Origin of the sequence: Macrococcoides goetzii, assembly GCF_002742385.2 — a bacterium.
GTDB lineage: Bacteria > Bacillota > Bacilli > Staphylococcales > Staphylococcaceae > Macrococcoides > Macrococcoides goetzii.
On the sequence record NZ_MJBI02000013.1, the window covers coordinates 1 to 21,777 of the forward strand.

24 protein-coding genes and 1 other annotated feature are annotated in these 21,777 nt (G+C 36.4%); of the genes, 21 read left to right on the top strand and 3 right to left on the bottom strand.

All coding sequences use genetic code 11. From position 1 onward, the window contains the following. Positions 1-121: 121 nt before the first annotated feature. Both BFS35_RS13100 and pdxR read right to left on the bottom strand, forming a co-directional pair. Positions 122-1,018 (bottom strand): nuclease-related domain-containing protein, encoded by an 897-nt coding sequence (locus tag BFS35_RS13100; RefSeq protein ID WP_158554333.1) that lies wholly within the window; start codon positions 1,016-1,018, stop codon positions 122-124. Positions 1,019-1,033: 15 nt separating this feature from the next. Further along, positions 1,034-2,371: a MocR-like pyridoxine biosynthesis transcription factor PdxR gene (gene pdxR / locus BFS35_RS13105; protein ID WP_099577314.1), complete on the bottom strand. Its 1,338-nt coding sequence runs from the start codon at positions 2,369-2,371 to the stop codon at positions 1,034-1,036. Positions 2,372-2,478: 107 nt separating this feature from the next. On the opposite strand from pdxR, the gene pdxS reads away from it, so the two are divergent. From pdxS to BFS35_RS13120, 3 genes are all read left to right on the top strand, one after another. Continuing rightward, positions 2,479-3,366, top strand: a complete 888-nt coding sequence (gene pdxS / locus BFS35_RS13110; protein WP_099482278.1) for a pyridoxal 5'-phosphate synthase lyase subunit PdxS — start codon at positions 2,479-2,481, stop codon at positions 3,364-3,366. Position 3,367: 1 nt separating this feature from the next. Further along, positions 3,368-3,928 carry a pyridoxal 5'-phosphate synthase glutaminase subunit PdxT gene (pdxT, locus tag BFS35_RS13115; RefSeq protein ID WP_099577316.1) on the top strand — a complete coding sequence of 187 codons (561 nt, stop codon included), beginning with the start codon at positions 3,368-3,370 and terminating at the stop codon, positions 3,926-3,928. 94 nt (positions 3,929-4,022) lie between these two features. After that, entirely contained in the window at positions 4,023-4,688 is a 666-nt protein-coding gene (locus BFS35_RS13120) for a nitroreductase family protein (protein WP_099577318.1), read from the top strand. Between the two features lie 42 nt (positions 4,689-4,730). Here BFS35_RS13120 and BFS35_RS13125 read toward each other — a convergent pair whose 3' ends face one another. Further along, complete coding sequence (locus BFS35_RS13125; RefSeq protein WP_099577320.1) at positions 4,731-5,960, bottom strand: NupC/NupG family nucleoside CNT transporter; 1,230 nt, start codon at positions 5,958-5,960, stop codon at positions 4,731-4,733. 185 nt (positions 5,961-6,145) lie between these two features. On the opposite strand from BFS35_RS13125, the gene BFS35_RS13130 reads away from it, so the two are divergent. The 18 genes from BFS35_RS13130 to rplK all read left to right on the top strand — a co-directional run bounded on the left by BFS35_RS13130 (position 6,146) and on the right by rplK (position 21,743). Beyond that, positions 6,146-6,607: a CtsR family transcriptional regulator gene (locus BFS35_RS13130; RefSeq protein ID WP_099577322.1), complete on the top strand. Its 462-nt coding sequence runs from the start codon at positions 6,146-6,148 to the stop codon at positions 6,605-6,607. Between the two features lie 11 nt (positions 6,608-6,618). Beyond that, on the top strand, positions 6,619-7,011 hold the full coding sequence (locus BFS35_RS13135; protein WP_099577324.1) for a UvrB/UvrC motif-containing protein: 393 nt from the start codon (positions 6,619-6,621) through the stop codon (positions 7,009-7,011). Continuing rightward, positions 7,001-8,011, top strand: a complete 1,011-nt coding sequence (locus BFS35_RS13140) for a protein arginine kinase (RefSeq protein WP_099577326.1) — start codon at positions 7,001-7,003, stop codon at positions 8,009-8,011. Before BFS35_RS13135 ends, BFS35_RS13140 begins: the two co-directional genes overlap by 11 nt. Positions 8,012-8,023: 12 nt before the next feature. After that, complete coding sequence (locus tag BFS35_RS13145; protein ID WP_099577328.1) at positions 8,024-10,447, top strand: ATP-dependent Clp protease ATP-binding subunit; 2,424 nt, start codon at positions 8,024-8,026, stop codon at positions 10,445-10,447. 152 nt (positions 10,448-10,599) lie between these two features. Then, the gene (gene radA / locus BFS35_RS13150) at positions 10,600-11,961 is read left to right on the top strand and encodes a DNA repair protein RadA (protein WP_096077851.1); all 1,362 of its coding nucleotides are present in this window, start codon (positions 10,600-10,602) and stop codon (positions 11,959-11,961) included. 12 nt (positions 11,962-11,973) lie between these two features. Continuing rightward, positions 11,974-13,029: a PIN/TRAM domain-containing protein gene (locus tag BFS35_RS13155; RefSeq protein ID WP_099577330.1), complete on the top strand. Its 1,056-nt coding sequence runs from the start codon at positions 11,974-11,976 to the stop codon at positions 13,027-13,029. Continuing rightward, complete coding sequence (ispD, locus tag BFS35_RS13160) at positions 13,022-13,702, top strand: 2-C-methyl-D-erythritol 4-phosphate cytidylyltransferase (RefSeq protein WP_099577332.1); 681 nt, start codon at positions 13,022-13,024, stop codon at positions 13,700-13,702. The genes BFS35_RS13155 and ispD overlap by 8 nt, the downstream gene beginning before the upstream one ends. Further along, positions 13,699-14,181 carry a 2-C-methyl-D-erythritol 2,4-cyclodiphosphate synthase gene (gene ispF, locus BFS35_RS13165; RefSeq protein WP_099577334.1) on the top strand — a complete coding sequence of 161 codons (483 nt, stop codon included), beginning with the start codon at positions 13,699-13,701 and terminating at the stop codon, positions 14,179-14,181. The genes ispD and ispF overlap by 4 nt, the downstream gene beginning before the upstream one ends. A gap of 13 nt (positions 14,182-14,194) precedes the next feature. Continuing rightward, the gene (gene gltX / locus BFS35_RS13170) at positions 14,195-15,646 is read left to right on the top strand and encodes a glutamate--tRNA ligase (protein ID WP_099577336.1); all 1,452 of its coding nucleotides are present in this window, start codon (positions 14,195-14,197) and stop codon (positions 15,644-15,646) included. A 42-nt stretch (positions 15,647-15,688) separates the two neighbouring features. Then, positions 15,689-15,857 (top strand) — a binding site (T-box leader). Positions 15,858-15,895: 38 nt separating this feature from the next. Then, positions 15,896-16,537, top strand: a complete 642-nt coding sequence (gene cysE / locus BFS35_RS13175) for a serine O-acetyltransferase (RefSeq protein ID WP_099577338.1) — start codon at positions 15,896-15,898, stop codon at positions 16,535-16,537. Continuing rightward, positions 16,521-17,915, top strand: a complete 1,395-nt coding sequence (gene cysS / locus BFS35_RS13180; RefSeq protein ID WP_099577340.1) for a cysteine--tRNA ligase — start codon at positions 16,521-16,523, stop codon at positions 17,913-17,915. Before cysE ends, cysS begins: the two co-directional genes overlap by 17 nt. Further along, a complete protein-coding gene (locus tag BFS35_RS13185) occupies positions 17,908-18,306 on the top strand; it encodes a Mini-ribonuclease 3 (protein ID WP_099577342.1) in 399 nt (132 codons plus the stop codon). Before cysS ends, BFS35_RS13185 begins: the two co-directional genes overlap by 8 nt. Continuing rightward, positions 18,306-19,058, top strand: coding sequence for a 23S rRNA (guanosine(2251)-2'-O)-methyltransferase RlmB (gene rlmB, locus BFS35_RS13190; protein ID WP_099577344.1), 753 nt, complete (start codon positions 18,306-18,308; stop codon positions 19,056-19,058). Before BFS35_RS13185 ends, rlmB begins: the two co-directional genes overlap by 1 nt. Beyond that, a complete protein-coding gene (locus tag BFS35_RS13195) occupies positions 19,055-19,573 on the top strand; it encodes an NYN domain-containing protein (protein ID WP_099577346.1) in 519 nt (172 codons plus the stop codon). The genes rlmB and BFS35_RS13195 overlap by 4 nt, the downstream gene beginning before the upstream one ends. A gap of 77 nt (positions 19,574-19,650) precedes the next feature. Beyond that, positions 19,651-20,277, top strand: a complete 627-nt coding sequence (locus tag BFS35_RS13200; protein ID WP_099577348.1) for a sigma factor — start codon at positions 19,651-19,653, stop codon at positions 20,275-20,277. Positions 20,278-20,428: 151 nt separating this feature from the next. Beyond that, positions 20,429-20,608: a preprotein translocase subunit SecE gene (gene secE, locus BFS35_RS13205; RefSeq protein ID WP_099577350.1), complete on the top strand. Its 180-nt coding sequence runs from the start codon at positions 20,429-20,431 to the stop codon at positions 20,606-20,608. An 11-nt stretch (positions 20,609-20,619) separates the two neighbouring features. Then, positions 20,620-21,165, top strand: coding sequence for a transcription termination/antitermination protein NusG (gene nusG / locus BFS35_RS13210; RefSeq protein ID WP_099577352.1), 546 nt, complete (start codon positions 20,620-20,622; stop codon positions 21,163-21,165). Positions 21,166-21,320: 155 nt separating this feature from the next. Beyond that, on the top strand, positions 21,321-21,743 hold the full coding sequence (gene rplK, locus BFS35_RS13215; protein ID WP_096077864.1) for a 50S ribosomal protein L11: 423 nt from the start codon (positions 21,321-21,323) through the stop codon (positions 21,741-21,743). Positions 21,744-21,777 lie beyond the last annotated feature (34 nt).

A 21,777-nucleotide genomic window follows, 5' to 3' on the forward strand; every position in this document is an offset into this window, starting at 1 on the left:
ATATTTAATCACATGTTTATATGAGTGGGCTGTATTAGCTTTTTACGGCCCACTCAAAGTAGAAAAATGTGTATTTCTAAGACTGAGTGGGCTGTAACATAAAAATACAGCCCACTCGAAATCAATCTTTTTTAATTTTGTATGTTGCATCTTTAAAACTCCCAATTTTCTCACAATATTGATGTAAATATCTCTTCAATGTCGTAGCATTCACACCAGTATATTTTTCAAGCTCTTTTCTCGTAAAACTGCCATTTTTAAATAAACTAATATCTTCTATAGCTTCAACGATATAATCTTTTTTACCTATCTCAAAACCACAAATACATTGCATTGTTCGTTGAGACTTTTCTTCAAACATCCCAATAGCACCACAGCTAATGCATTTAATCCCTTTTTCTATATAATCGTAATCATAAAAGTGAACGCGATTGTAATCTTTATCTACATGATGTTCAACTAATAAGAGCCCCAATTTCATATCTTCATTATGAGAAACAAGTGTTTTCAAATATGTTATTACTTCAGTCATTTGACTAAAAAGTACAATATGTTCATTTCCATTGTAACCTTTCAACTTAAATTCAGGATTCACAAATAAAATTCGGCTACTAACTTTGTACTGAAAATGATTCATCTTTATAAATTGTTCTAGTTTACGGTGTGCTCGATCTAGTTGACTGAGCAGCCCTTGATGTACGTAACCTTGTTCACTAATAAAGTTACCGTTATCAAATCGATATAATCCTGAATAATTTTTAATATCAATATGTATAACCGTATCATTTGCAATAAATAAGAAATCATATTGGGCTGTGCCAAACATATCTAGCGTTAAATCCCATATGCGTACTAATTGCTCAAAATCTTTTATATGCTCAAAAAAAGCATATTCTCCTTCAAATCCCTTTAAATAATTCCTTAAGTTTTGATAATCCAGGTCTTCCAGAATAACTCGTCCATTTATTTTACATAAATATTGATAGTAAAAGTTTCGATGATGTCGTTTGAGTAGCATTTGAGCCTCCATAAATTATTGCAATAACCGCTTAATAATTGTTTCTATTTTATCATCCTCAAAACTTCCAAATCCAATAATATATTGATTGCTATAACGTGTATTCTGCCCTTCATAATAATCTTGAATTGTATTTATTTCAATATCACGTGTATTTAATTTCTCTTTCGTTTCTAATACAAAATGCATTCCAGCATCACTTCCAAATATCTCGAAATCATTAAAATAAATATCAATCAAATCCAATGTAAGTTCTAATTTCTTCTTATATATTTTACGCATACGATTAATATTGCGCTCAAACTCACCATCTCTTAAAAATGATGTAATCATAAACTGTATATGCTTGGGAACAGTATTATTAGGTTTATTTTCTAGAGTAAAATATTTCTCCAACAATAACTTCGGTAAAACCATATAAGCTACACGAATACTAGGGAAAATCGACTTCGAAAATGTACTCATATATATAACTTTGTCACTCGCACTCATACCTTGTAAAGCTTTCAAAGGTCTTCCCTTATATCGGAATTCACTATCATAATCATCTTCAATAATAAATCTGTCACCATTATCTGCCCATTTTAATAATTCAATGCGGCGCTTCGCGCTAAGCACAACGCCTGTTGGAAATTGATGACTGGGCGTGACATGAACGACACTGGCACCATTACCTAAATCACTTGCGATAATACCATCTTCATCAACATTAACATTGATATAATCGCGTTTCTCATACTTCAAAACTTTCTTGATCAAAGGATATCCTGGATTTTCAATATAATACTTACGCTCTCCTAAGATTCTCGTTAATAAAGTAAACAGTTGTTCAGTAGAGCTGCCTACGATAATTTGTTCATTACTACAATTGACTCCGCGAGAATGATATAAATACCTTCGGATTTCGTTTCTTAACGATAACTCTCCTTGTACATTACCTCGTTCAAGTAATTCAAATTGTTCTTCTTCAAATGCATCACGCGCATATTTTCGAAACTTCTGAAATGGAAATGATTTAATGTGACTGTCTTCAATTTTAAATGAGATCTTATTACTAGAATCTATATTCTCCTCCAATTCCACCGTCTCCCGAGGTATCTTATGAATCGTCTGGATATCTTCTACAAAAAATCCGACTTTAGGTTTTGAATAAATATAGCCTTCATCTAAGAGCTGCTGATATGCAATTTCTACTGTTGTTAAGCTTAAATTTAAATGGTTGCTTAGTTTTCTTTTAGAGGGTAGTTTTTCATTAAACTGTAGTTTTCCACCTAATATATCTTCTTTAATAAATCGATAAAGCTGTGTATATAAAAATTCATTGTCCTCAAAGCGATATGTGAGCATCTCCATATAAACTGACCCCTTAATATTATTAAAAACTGGTACTTTTATAATACCAAATATTACGTTACATTAGTCTATGTAAACAAAAATTCAGACTATTTTGAGGTGTAAAGATGAGTAAAATTGTAGGATCAGATAAAGTTAAACGTGGTATGGCAGAAATGCAAAAAGGCGGCGTTATTATGGACGTTGTTAACGCTGAACAAGCTAAGATTGCTGAAGCTGCTGGGGCAGTAGCGGTAATGGCATTAGAGCGTGTACCAAGTGATATTCGTGCAGCAGGTGGCGTAGCGCGTATGGCTGACCCACGCATCGTTGAAGAAGTAATGAATGCAGTATCTATTCCTGTTATGGCAAAAGGTCGTATCGGTCATATTACAGAAGCACGTGTATTAGAAGCTATGGGTGTTGACTATATCGATGAATCAGAAGTATTAACACCAGCAGATGAAGAATTCCACTTAAAGAAAGATGAATTTACAGTACCTTTCGTTTGTGGATGCCGTGATTTAGGAGAAGCAGCGCGTCGTATTGGTGAAGGTGCAGCGATGTTACGTACGAAAGGTGAGCCTGGTACAGGAAATATCGTTGAAGCTGTGCGTCACTTACGTAAAGTAAATGCACAAGTGCGTAAATTATCTGTAATGAACGATGATGAAATTATGACAGAAGCAAAACTTTTAGGTGCACCATATGAAGTATTAAAAGAAATTAAAGCTTTAGGTAAGTTACCAGTTGTAAACTTTGCTGCAGGTGGTGTAGCTACTCCAGCGGATGCAGCTTTAATGATGGAATTAGGAGCTGACGGTGTATTCGTAGGTTCTGGTATCTTCAAATCAGAATCACCTGAGAAATTTGCGAAAGCAATCGTTCAAGCGACAACGCATTATCAAGACTACAAATTAATCGGTGAACTTTCTAAAGAGTTAGGTGCAGCGATGAAAGGTTTAGATATTAATAAACTTTCTTTAGAAGAAAGAATGCAGGAACGTGGCTGGTAAGATGAAGATAGGTGTATTAGCACTGCAAGGTGCTGTAAGAGAGCATATTCATCATATTGAACTAGCAGGTCACACTGGAGTGCCTGTAAAGCGTGTAGAACAACTAGAAGATATCGATGGATTAGTATTGCCCGGCGGAGAATCAACAACGATGCGTCGCTTGATGGATCTCTATGGCTTTACTGAAACGTTACGCCAAAGTGACTTACCGATGTATGGTACATGTGCTGGTTTAATCTTACTTGCAAATGATATCGTCGGTTATGATGAAGGTCATCTAAAGAAGATGGATATCACGGTTGAACGTAATTCATTTGGACGACAAGTCGATAGCTTTGAAGCCGATCTAGACGTTAAAGGCATTGAAGAACAAGTCAATGCAGTTTTTATCCGTGCGCCACATATTGAGTCAGTTGGTTCAGAAGTGGAAGTGTTAAGCACAGTAGAAGATAAGATGGTAGCAGTTAAACAAGGAAAATATCTCGGTATATCATTCCATCCGGAACTTACTGAAGATTATAAGATTATGAAATATTTTATAGAAGAAATGGTTCAATCATAAACTCCAGTGCACACTGGAGTTTTTTTCTTTTAGAAATAATTTAATGCGTGCTATAATCTATCAGTATAAAAAAGTGATAAAGGAGTATTTATTAATGAAAGGATTAACATTAAAAGAAGCAATTGAATCACGTCATTCTATTAAAGAATTCGATCCCGAAGTAAAAATTCCACAAGAAACGATGGAAGAAATGATTGCACTTGCTACTAAAGCACCATCCTCTATTAATTTACAGCCATGGCGTTTTGTCATCATTGAGTCAGATGAAGCGAAAGAAGCGATTCGAGATCTTGTGCAATTTAATACACGTCAACTTGATACTAGTGCAGCATTTGTCCTTGTACTTTCAGATAACAATCATGTGAACGATCTGGATAGAATAATGCAGAAGAATGTTTCAAAAGGTTATATGAATCAAATTGTAAAAACTGAAAATACACAAATTATGCAGCAGTTAATTGATAAAGCGCCTAAAGAATTAATGTATGCGCAAGGTATGATGGATGCTAGTATGGCAGCGATGCAGTTTATGCTGATTGCAAAAGATTACGGTTATGACACGAATCCTATCGGTGGATTTGAGCGTCTTGAAGTTCTAGATGCCTTAAATATTGATAGTGAACGTTATGCACCTGTAATGTGCATTGCAATAGGTAAAGGTATTAAAGAACATTATCCATCAAGCAGACATGATGTTTCAGAAATAATGTCATATAATATTTCTGAAACTGGTGTGGTTGGTATGAAAAAAGGTTTTTAATCAAAAAAAGCTCAATCTGAATTTCAGATTGAGCTTTTACTATTATAAGAAGAATCCAGCAATTGTTGCTGAGATAAATGATACAAGCGTTGCACCATATAATAATTTTAAACCGAAACGAGCCACGACATCACCTTGTTCATCGTTCAATGATTTGATTGCTCCTGCAATAATACCGATAGAAGAGAAGTTCGCAAATGATACTAAGAATACTGATACAATACCAATTGCACGTTCTGATAATTCGCCGGTATTACCTTTGACAATTGATTGAACGTCTAACATTGCAACAAACTCATTTGATACAAGTTTTGTAGCCATAATCGATCCTGCACGCACTGCATCATCCCATGCAATACCTGTTAAGAATGCAAGTGGTGCAAATACATAACCTAGAATAGTCTGGAAGTTGACGTCACCAGGTGTAAATGCATCAACGATACCATTAAGCATCGCGATTAAAGCGATATATCCTATTAACATTGCAGCAACAATTACCGCAACCTTAAATCCATCTAAAATATATTCTCCTAACATTTCAAAGAATGATTGTTTCTTTTCATCTGTATTTGTACCCATAATTACAGCATTTTCTTCTTCTGCTGAAACAACGTAAGGATTGATGATTGAAGCAATGATGAAACCACCAAATAAGTTTAAGATAATAGCTGTCACGACATATTTAGGTTCAATCATCGTAAAATATGCCCCGACGATAGATAGTGATACCGTACTCATTGCTGAAGCAGTCAATGTATATAAACGATGCTTTGGAATAAAAGGTAATTGTTTCTTAATAGAAATGAATACTTCTGATTGCCCTAAAATTGCTGCAGCTACTGCATTAAATGATTCTAATTTCCCCATACCGTTTACTTTAGAAATCAGCCATCCTAAGTATTTAATAATGAACGGTAAGATCTTTAAGTACTGCAAGATTCCGATTAAAGCTGAAATAAATGTGATCGGTAATAATACATCCATAAAGAATGTTGAAGCAGCAGGTACTTTACCGACAGCTGGATTTTCCAGACCGCCAAATACGAAGTTGACACCTTGTTCTGCATAGCCTAATAAATAACCAAAACCTGTAGCTAATGCTTCTACTAATTTAATACCACCTGAAGTTTTAAGTAAAAGAAAAGCAAGTAGAAACTGAATGGCCAACATGATGCCGATATATTGCCAACGCACACTCTTTTTATCTGAACTCATAACCCACGCAAGTAACAAGAAGACAACAAGACCGACGATACCGATAATATAATTCATGAAATCTCTCCTTTAGTCATATTTTTTATACTATAGATATCATACTATACAACGAATGAAAGCGCTAAACAAATTTTCAACTTATCATGAAAATTTGTTCATCAAGAAAGGTCAAACAAATTATTTGATTAACAAAGTAGGATTAAATATAATTAAGTCAAAGAAGGTCAAAGGTGGGTGATGTCATGCACAATATGTCAGATATAATTGAACAATATTTAAAACAGTTACTTGAAGAAGCGCAGGATGATGTTGTCGTAATTAAACGTGCACATATTGCTGAAAAGTTTGATTGCGTTCCCTCACAGTTGAACTATGTCATTAAAACGCGCTTCACGAATGAACACGGCTATCAGATTGAAAGTAAACGTGGTGGTGGAGGTTATATTCGTATCACAAAGATTGAATCCAATAATAAGGCAGCGTTTATTGAGCATTTAATGGAATTAACAGGGAAACAGATTTCACAACAAAATGCTGAACGTATTATAGAAGGTTTACACCAAAATGAATTGATTAATGAGCGCGAGAAAAAGATTATACTTGGTACGATTCATCGTGATGTTTTAATGGTAGATGTACCTTATCGTGATTATATACGTGCTAATATTTTACAAAATGTGCTGAATATCATTCATTATAACTAAGGAGAGATTGTATGCCATACGAAGAAGAATTTTCAATGAATCAGTTACTCAAACACTTGTTAAATAGTGGTGAGTTTCAAGCAGCCCATACACCTGACAAGTGTCCAAATTGTGGACTGACTTTAAGAGAAGCATTACACATCGGCAAATTTGGTTGTCATGAATGTTATAACACATTTAGTGATTATGTACCGCAAGTCATTGAACGTGTGCAAGCTGGTAATTTACAGCATATTGGTGTAACACCACATAAATCACAAGAAAAGATTGCACTGAAGAAAAAGATAGAAGCACTGGAAGAGAAATTACAATCATTAGTAGAAAAACAAGCGTTTGAAGAAGCGGTTGGTGTGCGTGATGAGATTCGTGCACTGAAGGAAGGTGGAGATGCACATGCTGAATAAACATCTTCAGAATATATTAAGTGACTGGATGCAGACAGCTGATGAACCTGCCGTTATCTTAAGTTCACGTATCAGACTCGCACGTAATCTGGAAAATTTCGTGCATCCGATGATGTTTGCTGAAGATACTGCTGATAAAGTAATTGAAGAAGTGTCGAATGTATTAACGGAGGATTACGAACTAATAAAGATGTCTGAAACACCGATGAAAGAGCGCCAAATGCTGGTTGTTAAACATTTGATCAGCAAAGAATTGATGGATACGAAACATGGTGCAGTATTAATCAATGAAGATGAATCAGAAAGTATCATGGTTAACGAAGAAGATCATATTCGGATACAAGTTTTAGGACATGATTTATCACTGCACCATTTATATGAAAAAGCTCGCACTATAGACAAAAAACTTGATGAAAAACTTATGATTTCTTATGATGAGCACTACGGTTATCTTACAACTTGCCCAACGAATATAGGAACGGGTTTACGTGCAAGTGTTATGCTACATTTGCCGGGGCTTTCTATAATGAAACGTATGTCGCGAATCGCACAAACGATTAATCGGTTTGGATTTACGATTCGTGGTATTTATGGGGAAGGTACACAGGCCTTAGGGCATGTGTATCAAGTGTCAAATCAGCTGACGCTTGGTAAATCTGAAGAGAGTATCATAGATGATCTAACGCAGGTTGTTGAACAAATTATTGAAGAAGAAATCAATATGCGTAAGCGTATGAATAATTATGACCATGTCGATACAGTAGATAGAATTTACAGAAGCTTAGGGATACTCAAGTATAGTCATAAAATTTCTGTAGAAGAAGCAAGTCTTAGGTTAAGTGAGATTAAACTGGGTATTGATATGGGCATCATAAAAGATACGCCGTTTAGATTTAATGAACTGATGGTTGCTATACAGGCACCATTTATTGATAAATTGTATCCAGAGAATAAACAAATAGATGAAAAAAGAGCACAAATGCTACGAGAGCATTTGTAAGGAGGATAAAATATGTTTGGTAGATTAACTGAAAGAGCACAGCGTGTGTTAGCACATGCACAAGAAGAAGCGATTCGTTTAAATCATAATAATATCGGCACAGAGCACTTATTATTGGGCCTTGTGAAAGAACCTGATGGTATTGCTGCGAAAGTGTTAGCAGCATATAACATTACAGAAGAAAAAGTTGTACAGGAAGTAGAACAATTAATCGGTCATGGCACAGATATGGGTGGAACGATTCAATACACACCACGTGCTAAAAAAGTAATTGAATTATCATTAGATGAAGCACGTAAACTTAACCATAATTTTGTTGGTACAGAGCATATTCTATTAGGATTAATTCGTGAGAATGAAGGGGTTGCAGCACGCGTGCTTGCAAATCTTGATTTAAATATTACGAAAGCACGTTCTCAAGTTGTTAAATTATTAGGTAGTCCGGAAATGGATGCTAAAGGTCATGGTGAAGCGAAAGCACAAGGCACACCAACATTAGATGGTTTAGCGCGTGATTTAACAGTTATCGCTAAAGACGGTACTTTAGACCCTGTTATTGGTCGTGCTGATGAAGTAACACGTATCATTGAAGTGTTAAGCCGTCGTACGAAGAACAATCCGGTATTAATCGGTGAACCAGGTGTTGGTAAAACTGCAATTGTAGAAGGGTTAGCACAAGCAATTGTAAACAATGAAGTGCCTGAAACGTTAAAAGGTAAACGTGTTATGAGTTTAGATATGGGCACAGTTGTTGCTGGTACGAAATACCGTGGGGAATTCGAAGAACGTCTTAAAAAGGTGATGGATGAAATTCATGCAGCTGGCAACATCATTTTATTCATTGACGAATTACACACATTAATTGGTGCTGGTGGTGCTGAAGGTGCAATTGATGCATCAAACATCCTGAAACCTGCATTAGCACGTGGAGAAATTCAATGTATCGGTGCAACAACTTTAGAAGAATACCGTAAATACATCGAAAAAGATGCAGCGTTAGAACGTCGTTTCCAACCTGTTCAGGTAGATGAACCAAATGTAGAAGATGCAATTGAAATTTTACGTGGTTTACGTGACCGCTACGAAGCGCATCACCGTATTCAAATTTCTGATGAAGCTTTAGTTGCAGCCGTAAAAATGAGCGATCGTTACATTTCTGATCGTTTCTTACCAGATAAAGCGATTGACTTAATTGATGAAGCAAGTTCAAAAGTGCGTTTACGTAACTATACAACGCCGCCAAGTTTAAAAGAACTTGAAGCTGAACTTGAAAAAGTAAAAAATGAAAAAGATGCTGCAGTACATTCTCAGGAATTCGAACAAGCAGCAGCGTTACGTGATAAACAATCACAACTTGAAAAACAATTAGATGAAACGAAAAAAGAATGGCAAAAAACGCAAGGTTCTAACAACACGTCAGTAACACCTGATGATATTGCAATTGTTGTTGCGAACTGGACGGGTATTCCATTAAATAAAATTGCAGAAACTGAATCACAAAAATTATTGAACTTAGAAGAAATTTTACATGACCGTGTAGTAGGACAACATGATGCGGTTGTATCAATTTCTAAAGCTGTACGTCGTGCACGTGCTGGACTAAAAGACCCGAAACGTCCAATCGGAAGCTTTATCTTCTTAGGACCAACTGGTGTTGGTAAAACTGAGCTTGCAAGAGCTTTAGCAGAAGCGATGTTTGGTGAAGAAGATGCAATGATTCGCGTAGATATGAGTGAATTTATGGAGAAACATAGTGTGTCTCGTTTAGTGGGTTCTCCTCCAGGGTATGTTGGTTTTGAAGAAGGTGGCCAATTAACTGAGAAAGTACGCCGCAAACCGTATTCAGTTATTTTATTCGATGAAATTGAAAAAGCTCACCCTGATGTATTTAACATGTTATTACAAGTATTAGATGATGGTCGATTAACGGATTCTAAAGGGCGTACAGTAGACTTTAGAAATACTGTAATCATTATGACAAGTAACGTTGGGGCTCAGGAATTAAAAGATAATAAATTCGTAGGATTCGGTGGTAGTGATGCGGCACAAGATTATGAAACTATCCGTAAGACGATGATGGATGAGTTAAAGAAACAGTTCCGTCCAGAGTTCTTAAACCGTATTGATGATATTATCGTATTCCATAAGTTAGAGAAAGAACAATTAAAAGAAATCGTTACGTTCATGGTCAATGGCTTAACGAAACGCTTAAAAGAACAAGATATTTATATTACATTAACAGATGCTGCGAAAGAAAAAGTAGCCGATGATGGATACGATCCAGAATATGGTGCACGTCCGTTAACACGTTCTATCCAAAAGAACATCGAAGATAAGTTATCTGAAGAGTTATTAAAAGGCGAAGAATTAGCTGGTCACAATGTGACAATTGACTATAAAGATGGCGAATTTGTAATTACAAAAGAAAAACAATAATGAAACATATACTGCTGAAATAATAGTAGAAACACTGTTATTTCAGCAGTATTTTTATTTTTTAAATATTATTGCATCATATTAGGGGTTAACATTGTCTAAATATGCAAAAAGATTTAAAATAAATACATATTATAATGGGGGGGAATATATTGGCTAAAGTGAAATCAACTTTTGAATGTATGGCCTGTGGTTATCAGTCCCCAAAATGGATGGGTAAATGTCCGAATTGTGGTGCCTGGAATCAAATGGAAGAAGTCATCGAACATAAACAAAAAGGACCAAAAACAGCAATACATCAGCAAGATTCAAATTCTAAAGTAGAAAAATTAAAAAATATAACGAAAGAAAGTGTGCCAAGAGACCATACGCAAATGGGAGAACTTGACCGTGTATTAGGTGGTGGTATTGTTCCTGGGTCACTCGTACTCATTGGTGGAGATCCAGGTATCGGAAAGTCAACATTATTACTGCAAGTTTGTGCGATGTTGTCACAGCGTCATCCTGTACTTTATATATCTGGTGAGGAATCGGTAAGACAAACAAAACTCCGTGCAGATCGCTTAAAAGAAGATGCCGGAGAGTTAGATGTATATGCGGAGACAAATCTTCAAATCATACATGAAACCGTGAAGAAGATGCAACCGAAGTTTTTAGTCATTGACTCGATTCAAACGATTTTTCATCCGGAAGTAACGAGCGCACCAGGTTCAGTATCTCAAGTCCGTGAATGTACGCAGGAATTAATGCGTATTGCAAAACAGATGAATATTGCGACGTTTATCGTTGGTCACGTAACAAAAGAAGGACAAATTGCAGGCCCGAGATTACTTGAGCATATGGTAGATACTGTACTTTATTTTGAAGGCGATACTCATCACAGTTACCGTATTTTACGCGCCGTGAAAAACCGTTTCGGATCTACAAACGAAATGGGTATATTTGAAATGCGCAATACTGGCCTTACAGAAGTATTAAACCCGAGCGAAATGTTCTTAGAAGAACGTACGAAGAATGTAGCCGGGTCTACGATTGTTGCTACAATGGAAGGCACACGTCCACTCCTTGTTGAAGTTCAATCATTAGTATCACCGACATCATTTCATAACCCTAGACGTATGGCGACGGGTATTGATCACAATCGTTTAACACTGTTAATGGCAGTACTGGAGAAGAAACAAGGTTATCTGTTACAGCAACAGGATGCCTATGTCAAAGTAGCAGGTGGTGTGAAATTAGATGAACCCGCTGTTGATTTAAGTATTATTATTAGTATTGCTTCTAGCTATAATGATAAACCTACACGTGGTGATGACTGCTTTATCGGAGAAGTAGGTTTGACTGGAGAAGTAAGACGTGTGGCGCGTATTGAACAACGTGTGCAGGAAGCTGAAAAACTTGGATTCAAACGTGTTATTATTCCAAAGAACAATATCGGTGGCTGGGATTTCCCAGGGAATATCGAAGTGATTGGTGTAACAAATATAAGTGAAGCATTAAAGCTTGCATTTTAAGGAGGTGAAAATATGTTAAAGAAATTAGTAACGTTAATATTTATTGTAGTAGGTGCAAGCTTAGGGATTTTTGCGATACCTGAACTGATTCGTTTATTTAATTTGAATGTTCCTGAAATTCTGAAGAATGCATATGTTGATGGTGCGATTGGGATTATTGTCTTTTTTATTTTATTTTATTGGTTGATTGATCGCGTAGTTAACCTCATTATTAAAGGTGAAAAATCTTTATTAAACATTAATTTTATGGAACTTATCTTTGCAACGCTTGGTATGATTTTAGGATTGATGATTGCTTCGATGATCAGTTTAATCTTTAACTTCATGGGCTTTACATTACTCAAAAATACAGTGCCGGTTATTCTGGCGGTTGTATTAGGTTATTTAGGGTTTCAGGTTGGACTAAAGAAACGTGATGAAATTCAAAGTTTCTTACCAGAACGATTCCAAAGTAGTTCGAGCAAAAAGCGAGTGTTAGATAACACAAAGTTACTTGATACATCAGCAATTATTGATGGACGAATTCTTTCCATTGTAGAATGTGGGTTTTTAGACGGTACTATCATTGTGCCACAAGGCGTATTAGATGAATTACAGCTTATCGCAGATTCAACAGACGGTATGAAGCGCGATAAAGGACAACGTGGACTGGACATTTTAAGTCAGCTTCAGAACACAGGTCACCCGATAAAGATTGTCCCAGGTAATAAAAATATTAAAGAAGTCGACCAATTATTAGTCGCAATGGCAAAAGAATCGAAATCGAGCGTTATTACAACAGACTTTAATTTAAATAAAGTGTGTCAGGTGCAAGGCATTAAAGTATTGAATGTGAATGACCTATCTGAAGCAATTAAACCAGTTGTCGCTCAAGGTGATAAGTTTATGCTGAATGTGACGAAAGCTGGGAAAGAAGAGAACCAAGGCGTCGGATATTTAGAAGATGGCACAATGGTCGTTGTAGAGAATGGTAAACATTTAATTAATAAACAAGTGAACGTGGAAGTACAATCAGTACTTCAGACTGCTTCAGGCAGAATTATATTTACAAAGAAAGTGAATGACTAATATGTATGATGTAATCATTCCGGCAGCAGGCATGGGTAAACGCATGCAGGCGAATCAAAATAAAATATTACTGACAATCAATCATAAATCAATACTTGAACATACCGTTCAAGTATTTCAAAATGATGATAATTGTCGGGCGATTCATCTGGCTGCGCAACGTGATGAAATAAGCACGTTACAATCGATGCTCACAAATTACAGTAAAATAGACGTTATCACTGAAGGTGGTAGTGAACGCCAATACAGTATTTATAACGTATTAAAAGCGATTGCGCCATGTGAATATGTATTTGTGCATGATGCAGCAAGACCATTTGTTACGCAAGATACATTAAACAAACTATACGAATCAGTACAACAAAATCACAGCGTTATCGCAGCTGTGAAAGTAAAAGATACCATTAAACGTATAGAAAACAATCAAGTTGAAGAAACGTTAAAGCGAGATGAATTATGGCAAATACAAACACCACAGGCATTTAGCTATCAGTTACTACTCGATGCGTATAATAAAGCAGATGCAGATTATTTTTTAGGTACTGACGATGCATCACTTGTTGAACGTGTTTCCAAAGTTCATATCGTAGAAAGTGATTACGACAATATCAAGATTACAACGCCGGAAGACATGTTCTTCGCGGAAGCAATACTCAAGAAAAGAGGGTTATGATGAGAATTGGATATGGATATGATGTACACCAATTAGTCGAAGGTCGACCTTTAATCATCGGCGGGATTGAGCTTGAACACGATAAAGGCTTACTGGGCCATAGTGATGCTGACGTATTATTACATGCGATTACGGATGCGATTTTAGGTGCGGTGTCTCTTGGTGACATCGGAAAGTTCTTCCCGGATGATGATCCTAAATATAAGGGGGCGGATTCTAAGATTTTATTGAAAGATGCGTACCAGCACGTCCTTGATTTAGGTTATGAAATCGGGAATTTAGATGCAACAATCATTGCGGAAAAGCCGAAATTCAGACCGCATATTGACGCGATGCGTGAATCTATTGCGAACGTCTTAAATACGGACATTTTCAATGTGAATGTCAAAGCGACGACGAATGAGAAGATGGGCTATTTAGGCCGACAAGAAGGAATACAAGCGCAAGCTGTGGTATTATTATTAAAGAAAACTAATTAATGGAGTGAATATAATGAGTAAAGTAAGAGTAAGATATGCACCAAGTCCGACTGGTTTCTTACACATCGGTAATGCACGTACTGCATTATTTAACTATTTATTTGCAAGACATAACGGCGGAGATTTTATCATCCGTATTGAAGATACAGATACTGCACGTAATGTTGAAGGTGGAGAAGCGAGTCAGTTAAAGTTCTTACAATGGTTAGGTATGGACTGGGATGAATCGATTGATAAGGATGGAGGATTTGGTCCTTACCGCCAATCAGAGCGTGCGCATATTTACAATCCGATCATTGAAAAGTTATTAGCTGAAGATAAAGCATATCGTTGTTATATGACTGCTGAAGAGTTAGAAGCAGAACGTGAGGCACAGCTTGCACGTGGTGAAATGCCGAGATACGGCGGTAAACATGCACACTTAACAAAAGAAGAAGAAGCGGCGTTAATTGCTGAAGGTCGCGAACCTGCGATTCGTATTCGTGTACCGAAAGACAAAACTTATACATTTAACGATATGGTTAAAGGTGAAGTATCATTTGATTCTAACGGTATCGGTGACTGGGTTATCGTGAAAAAAGATGGTATTCCAACGTACAACTTCGCGGTAGCAATCGATGATCACTTTATGGAAATCACTCACGTTATCCGTGGTGATGACCACATTTCAAATACACCGAAACAAATGATGGTGTACGAAGCGTTAGGATATGATATCCCGACGTTTGGCCACATGACGTTAATCGTAAATGAAGACCGTAAGAAATTATCTAAGCGTGATGGTTCGATCATTCAATTTATTGAACAATATCATGATTTGGGTTACTTGCCAGAAGCATTATTCAACTTTATCGGATTACTTGGCTGGTCTCCAGAAGGTGAAGAAGAAATCTTCTCGAAAGCGCAATTTATCGAAATGTTCGATGAGAAACGTTTAAGCAAATCACCAGCATTCTTTGATAAACAAAAGCTTGCATGGATCAACAACCAATATATGAAGACGAAAGATTTAGATACAGTATTTGAAATGACGTTACCGCACATGGAAAAAGCAGGTCTTATTTCAAATAACCCAACAGAAGCAGAACTTGCATGGGCAAAATCTTTAGTAAGTTTATATCAACAACAAATGAGCTACGCTGGTGAAATCGTTGAATTATCTGAGTTATTCTTCAAAGATGAATTAACGTTAGACGAAGAAGCTACAGAAGTTGTAAACGGTGAGCAAGTACCTGAACTTGTTAAAGCTTTAACAGCTCAACTTGAAGCGTTAGATACTTTTGACGCAGCAAGTATTAAAGCGGCAATTAAAGCAGTTCAGAAAGAAACTGGTATTAAAGGTAAGAACTTATTCATGCCGATTCGTGTGATGGTATCTGGCCAAACACATGGTCCTGAATTACCGAATACAATGGAGTTATTAGGTAAAGATAAAGTTATCGAGCGTTTAAGTGTTTACGCATAATGAAACAAAAATAGTTGAAAAATAATCGCAATCTATTATAATCAGAATATGAGAATAAGTAGATAGTTAAATTATCTAAAGAGAGCATACGGTTGGTGCAAGTATGTGATAAGTTAATTGTTGAATGCATCTCATGAATTCTATTTAAATATTTTAAAGTGAGTAGATTTATCTACTAATCAGAGTGGAACCGTGCAGAAGCACCTCTTATTTTAGAGGTGCTTCTTTTTTATATTGGGAGGTGTGTGTATGTTCGCAAGAATTAAAGATGACATTAATATGGTGTTTGAACAGGACCCGGCTGCGAGAAGTAGTTTAGAAGTGTTTTTGACATACTCAGGATTACACGCTGTATGGTGGCATTTAGTTGCGCACTGGTTCTTTAATCGTAAAATGTATTTTATCGCACGTGCTATCAGTCAAATTTCAAGATTTTTCTCAGGTATTGAAATTCACCCTGGTGCAAAGATCGGTAAAAGGTTGTTCATTGACCATGGTATGGGCATTGTCATCGGTGAAACGTGTACGATTGGCAATAACGTAACAATTTATCAAGGTGTGACGTTAGGTGGTACAGGGAAAGAGAATGGTAAACGTCACCCTGATATCGGAGATAACGTGTTGATTGCGGCAGGTGCAAAAGTACTCGGGAATATTCAAATCGGTAACAATGTAAATATTGGTGCGAATTCTGTCGTACTGAAGTGCGTACCTGACTTCTCTACTGTAGTAGGTATTCCAGGACACATTGTAAAACAAAATGGTGTTAAAGTTGGTAAGAGCTTTGAACATACAAATTTACCGGATCCGATTTATGAGAAATTAAAAGAATTAGAACGTCATATAGAGGCGACAAAAAAAGGAGAGATTGTTGATGATTACATTATATAATACGTTAAGCCGTAAAAAAGAAAAGTTCGTGCCATTAGAAGAAGGTAAGGTGAAGATGTATGTGTGCGGTCCTACCGTATATAACTACATTCATATCGGTAATGCACGTCCTGCAATCAGTTTCGATGTCGTTAGACGTTACTTTGAATACCGTGGCTATGAAGTCAACTACGTGTCGAACTTTACAGATGTTGACGACAAACTCATTAAAGCTGCCAATGAATTAAATTCGACTGTGCCAGAAGTAGCTGATCGATTTATTGAAGCATACTTTGAAGATACGAGTGCCCTTAATTGTAAGCATGCGACACATCACCCACGTGTTATGGATCATATGGATGATATTATTTTATTTATCGAAGAATTGATTAAGAAAGACTACGCCTATGAAAGTGGCGGAGATGTTTATTTTAGAACACGTAAATTTGATGGTTACGGGAAGTTAAGTCATCAGTCAATTGACGAACTTAAAGTCGGTGCACGTATTGCAACGGGGGAACTAAAGGATGATGCGTTAGATTTCGCGTTATGGAAATCAGCGAAGCCTGGTGAAATCAGCTGGGATTCTCCATGGGGTAAAGGTCGACCAGGCTGGCATATCGAGTGTTCAGTAATGGCGAAGAAACATTTAGGTGATTCTATTGATATCCATGCAGGCGGTTCTGATTTAACATTCCCACACCACGAGAATGAAATCGCGCAATCTGAAGCACATAACGACACAACATTTGCAAATTACTGGATGCATAACGGTTTTATCAATATTGATAATGAGAAGATGAGTAAGTCGTTAGGTAACTTTATTTTAGTGCACGATATCATTAAAGAAGTTAATCCGAACGTATTACGTTTCTTTATGATTAGCGTACATTATAGAAATCCAATCAACTACAATATGGAGCTTGTTTCTAGTGCGAAAGCAGGACTTGAACGTATTCAAAATGCATATGCAGCACTGCAGGAAAGAAAAGAAATTTCTGTAGGGATTGTTGATCACACTGAGATGATCAAAGTAGTTGATGATATTTTAGTGCAGTTTGAAACAGCGATGGATGATGATTTTAATACAGCAAATGCAATTACAGCTTGGTATGAATTAGCGAAACAAGCGAATATATATAATCAGAATGAATCAACAGATTTAAAAGTGATCGATCGTTTCCTGGAAGTGTTCGAAATCTTTAGTGAAGTATTAGGTGTCAAACTGGTTGAAGAAAAAGAATTGCTTGATACTGACATCGAAGCATTAATAGCAGAACGTGAAACAGCACGTAAAGAACGAAACTTTGCACGTGCAGATGAAATTCGAGACTTATTAAAAGAACAAAATATTATTCTGGAAGATACGGCACAAGGTGTGAGATTTAAACGTGGTTAACGAAGCGAGTCTTTATAATCCACTGACACTTGCTTATTTAGGTGATGCAGTACTCGATTTACATGTCAGAAATTATATTGTAAGAGAAAAGAATAAAAAGCCGAATGAACTCCATCGTCAGGCAACATTTTTTGTATCTGCTAAAAGTCAGGCACAAACGTTTGATACTTTAGTTGATGAAGGTTATTTCACTGAACAGGAAACGGAAATATTAATGCGCGGACGTAATGCCAAAAGTCATACCCGTGCGAAAAATACAGATGTTATTTCCTATAAGAAAAGTACCGCACTTGAAGCGGTGATCGGTTATTTACATTTAAATAATGAAACAGAACGATTACAGACGCTGCTGGATAAAATCATCACGTTATGTGAAATGAGGGATAAATAATGAAAAAAGAAACAACTGATGAAATGATAGTAGGACGTCATGCTGTGAAAAGCGCGATTGAGTCAGATCACGAAATCAATAAAGTGTTCATCCAGGAAGGTATTAATAAATCACAAATTTCAAGCATATTAAATTTATGTAAGGAAAGAAAGATTATTGTACAGACAGTACCGAAATCAAAGCTTGACCATTTATCGGATGTACCACATCAAGGGATTATGGCGATGATTTCACCTTATGAATATGTTGATCTGGATGACTTCTTAAATGCACGTGATAAAGATAAGTTAAGCACGATTATGATTCTTGACGGTTTAGAAGATCCGCATAATCTCGGTTCTATTTTAAGAACGGCAGATGCGATTGGAATAGACGGTATATTGATTCCGAAACGTCGCTCAGTAAGCTTAAACCAAACGGTTGTGAAAGCTTCCACAGGTGCAATTGAACATGTGCCAGTAATGCGTGTCACGAATATTAGTCAGGCAATAGATAAACTGAAAGACGCAGGATATTGGGTTGCGGGGACGGATGCCAGCAAATCAGTTGATTACCGTAAGATGGATGCTAATATGAACCTTGCGATTGTTATCGGTTCAGAAGGTGAAGGAATGAGTAGGCTCGTTAAAGATAAATGTGACTTCTTAATTCACTTACCAATGGTTGGACATGTTAATAGTTTGAATGCTTCAGTGGCAGCGAGTTTGTTAATGTACGAAGTTTATCGTAAAAGGAACCCGCTTGACGCATGATAAAAAAATATACCATCATTGATGGTTATAATGTCATCGGACAAAGTTCACGACTCAAACAACTCGCACAAGAGTCATTAGAAGAGGCACGTATTCAACTATTGCTTGAAATTGCGAATTATAATGCACGTATTGCGGATGAAATGATTGTAGTGTTCGATGCATATGATGTGAAATCTCATGAGCGTGAAGAAGTGTTTCATGGCATCCGTGTTGTTTATTCTCGAGAAAAGGAAACGGCTGATGCAGTCATTGAACGGCTTGTCTACGAGATGTATGAAAAGCACATTACAACGATCAAGGTCGTAACGAGTGATTTATCAGAACAACATACGATATTTGGCAGCGGTGCGTTAAGAATCCCGTCCCGTGAGTTTATCAACAATTTGCGTGAAGAAGAAATCAATGTGGCGAAAGATATGGTGAAGATGGATAACAATAAACCGCGTACACGTATTGAAATCGATCAGGAAACGAAAGAGCGATTAGAAAGATTAAGGCGCGGAGATTATTAATTCAAGATAATTTTATTGTTTGAGATAATCATTTATTAGATTTAACCTAAAGAAAAATACATCTAGAGGTTAAGCGTATGTTTAAAACTTATACACAAATGATTTGTGAAGAACAAACAATGTATCATCTAAAGCCGGTAGAACAAATTGTAAAGGATATTCAAAGTGGTAATATAGATGCTTTTGATAGTCTTGTAGCAAGACTACGTAATGGTATTGAAGTGCATATTCGTAAAATTTCGTATAGAGACCATGAAGCTTTATATCAAGAGAGTCTGATTGCGTTATATCAGGCTGTGAAAGTCTATGACCCAATAAAAAGCGATAATTTTGAAAGGTTTTATTTTTACCATTTGAAATATGCGCTGCTGGATTATGTGAGGGACTTGCAGAAAGAACGAAAGCGACCTATTGTGAGCTTTGAAACGACGCAGTATGACGATGAACCATCGCTTGAAGCGTTCATACAGGATATGAATGCATTGCATCCTGATATTGAAAGTGAACTTGTTGATTTACAGTCGCGTATGACGCCTGTTGCATTGCAATTGAGTCCGCTTGAATATCGCGTCCTGGAATATTTAAAGGAACAGATGCCTGTCAAAGCGATGGCAGCAATTGAGAATGAATCGCTGAAAACAATTCATAATGCAATTTCAAGATTGAAAGTTAAGATTAAATCCTTCATACAAGGTACATGTTAGTTTGACAAATTACAATTTCACCGTTATATTAAACTAGGATTAGAATGAATGAATGTGATGATTAGACGTGAACAATATAGTACTAAAAAATAAGTATCGAATTACGGTTCGGTCTATTTTTTATCAATTTAAACATGACGGAGGCAAACGCATGGAACATAAAGAAAATTTCTTTCAAGGTGTTATTTCTGAGATGAAAAAAACTTCATGGCCAACTGGTCAGGAAGTTGTTAGAGATACAACAATCGTAGTATTAACTGTATTATTCTTTATTATTTTCTTTTACGCAATCGACTTAGGCATTTCTGAGCTTATTCGATTAATTAATTAAGGAGGCATATTATGTCTGAGGAAAGCAAAAAGCATTGGTACGCAGTTCATACGTATTCAGGCTATGAAAACAAAGTAAAAGACAACTTAGAAAAGCGTCTTGAATCTATGAATATGCAAGATCAAATCTTTAGAGTCGTTATTCCGGAAGAAGAGGAAACAACGATTAAAGACGGTAAAGCAAAAACATCTGTAAAGAAAACATTCCCTGGTTATGTTTTAGTAGAGTTAGTGATGACGGATGAATCTTGGTATGTTGTACGTAACACACCAGGTGTTACAGGTTTCGTAGGATCTGCCGGTGCAGGTTCTAAACCAAATCCATTATTACCAGAAGAAGCTAAGTTTATTTTGAAATCAATGGGTATGAACGAAAAAACGATCGATGTTGAAATTGAAGTCGGTGAACAAGTGCGCGTAACGAGCGGTCCTTTTACAAACCAGGTTGGTGAAGTGAAAGAAATCGATATCGAGAAATACAAATTAACAGTATTAGTAGATATGTTTGGTCGTGAAACACCAGTTGAAGTTGAATTCGATCAAATCGAAAAATTATAATAAAAAATTTTAAAAAATAAATTGTAAATTTTCACTTGCAATTTTTATGAGTAAGTGGTAATATTTTATGGTCGTGCTAATTAGTACGATTGTTGAGTGGGAGGGTAAATATCATACCCTGTGACCACATCACGATATTATAGGAGGTGCACATCGTGGCTAAAAAAGTAATCAAAGTTGTTAAATTACAAATCCCAGCAGGGAAAGCGAATCCAGCGCCACCAGTTGGTCCAGCATTAGGTCAAGCAGGTGTTAACATTATGGGATTCTGTAAAGAATTTAACGCGCGTACACAAGAACAAGCAGGTTTAATTATTCCGGTTGAAATTTCTGTATTTGAAGATCGTTCATTTACATTTATCACTAAAACACCACCTGCAGCAGTTTTACTTAAAAAAGCAGCTAAAATCGAAAAAGGTTCTGGTGAACCAAACAAGACTAAAGTTGCTACAGTAACTGAAGATCAAGTACGTGAAATCGCTGAAGCTAAAATGGAAGATTTAAATGCAGCAAGCGTTGAAGCGGCAATGAGAATTGTTGCTGGTACTGCTCGTAGTATGGGTGTAGAAATTAAATAGTATTTTAAGATTTAACAAGCAGACTTATCTAAGT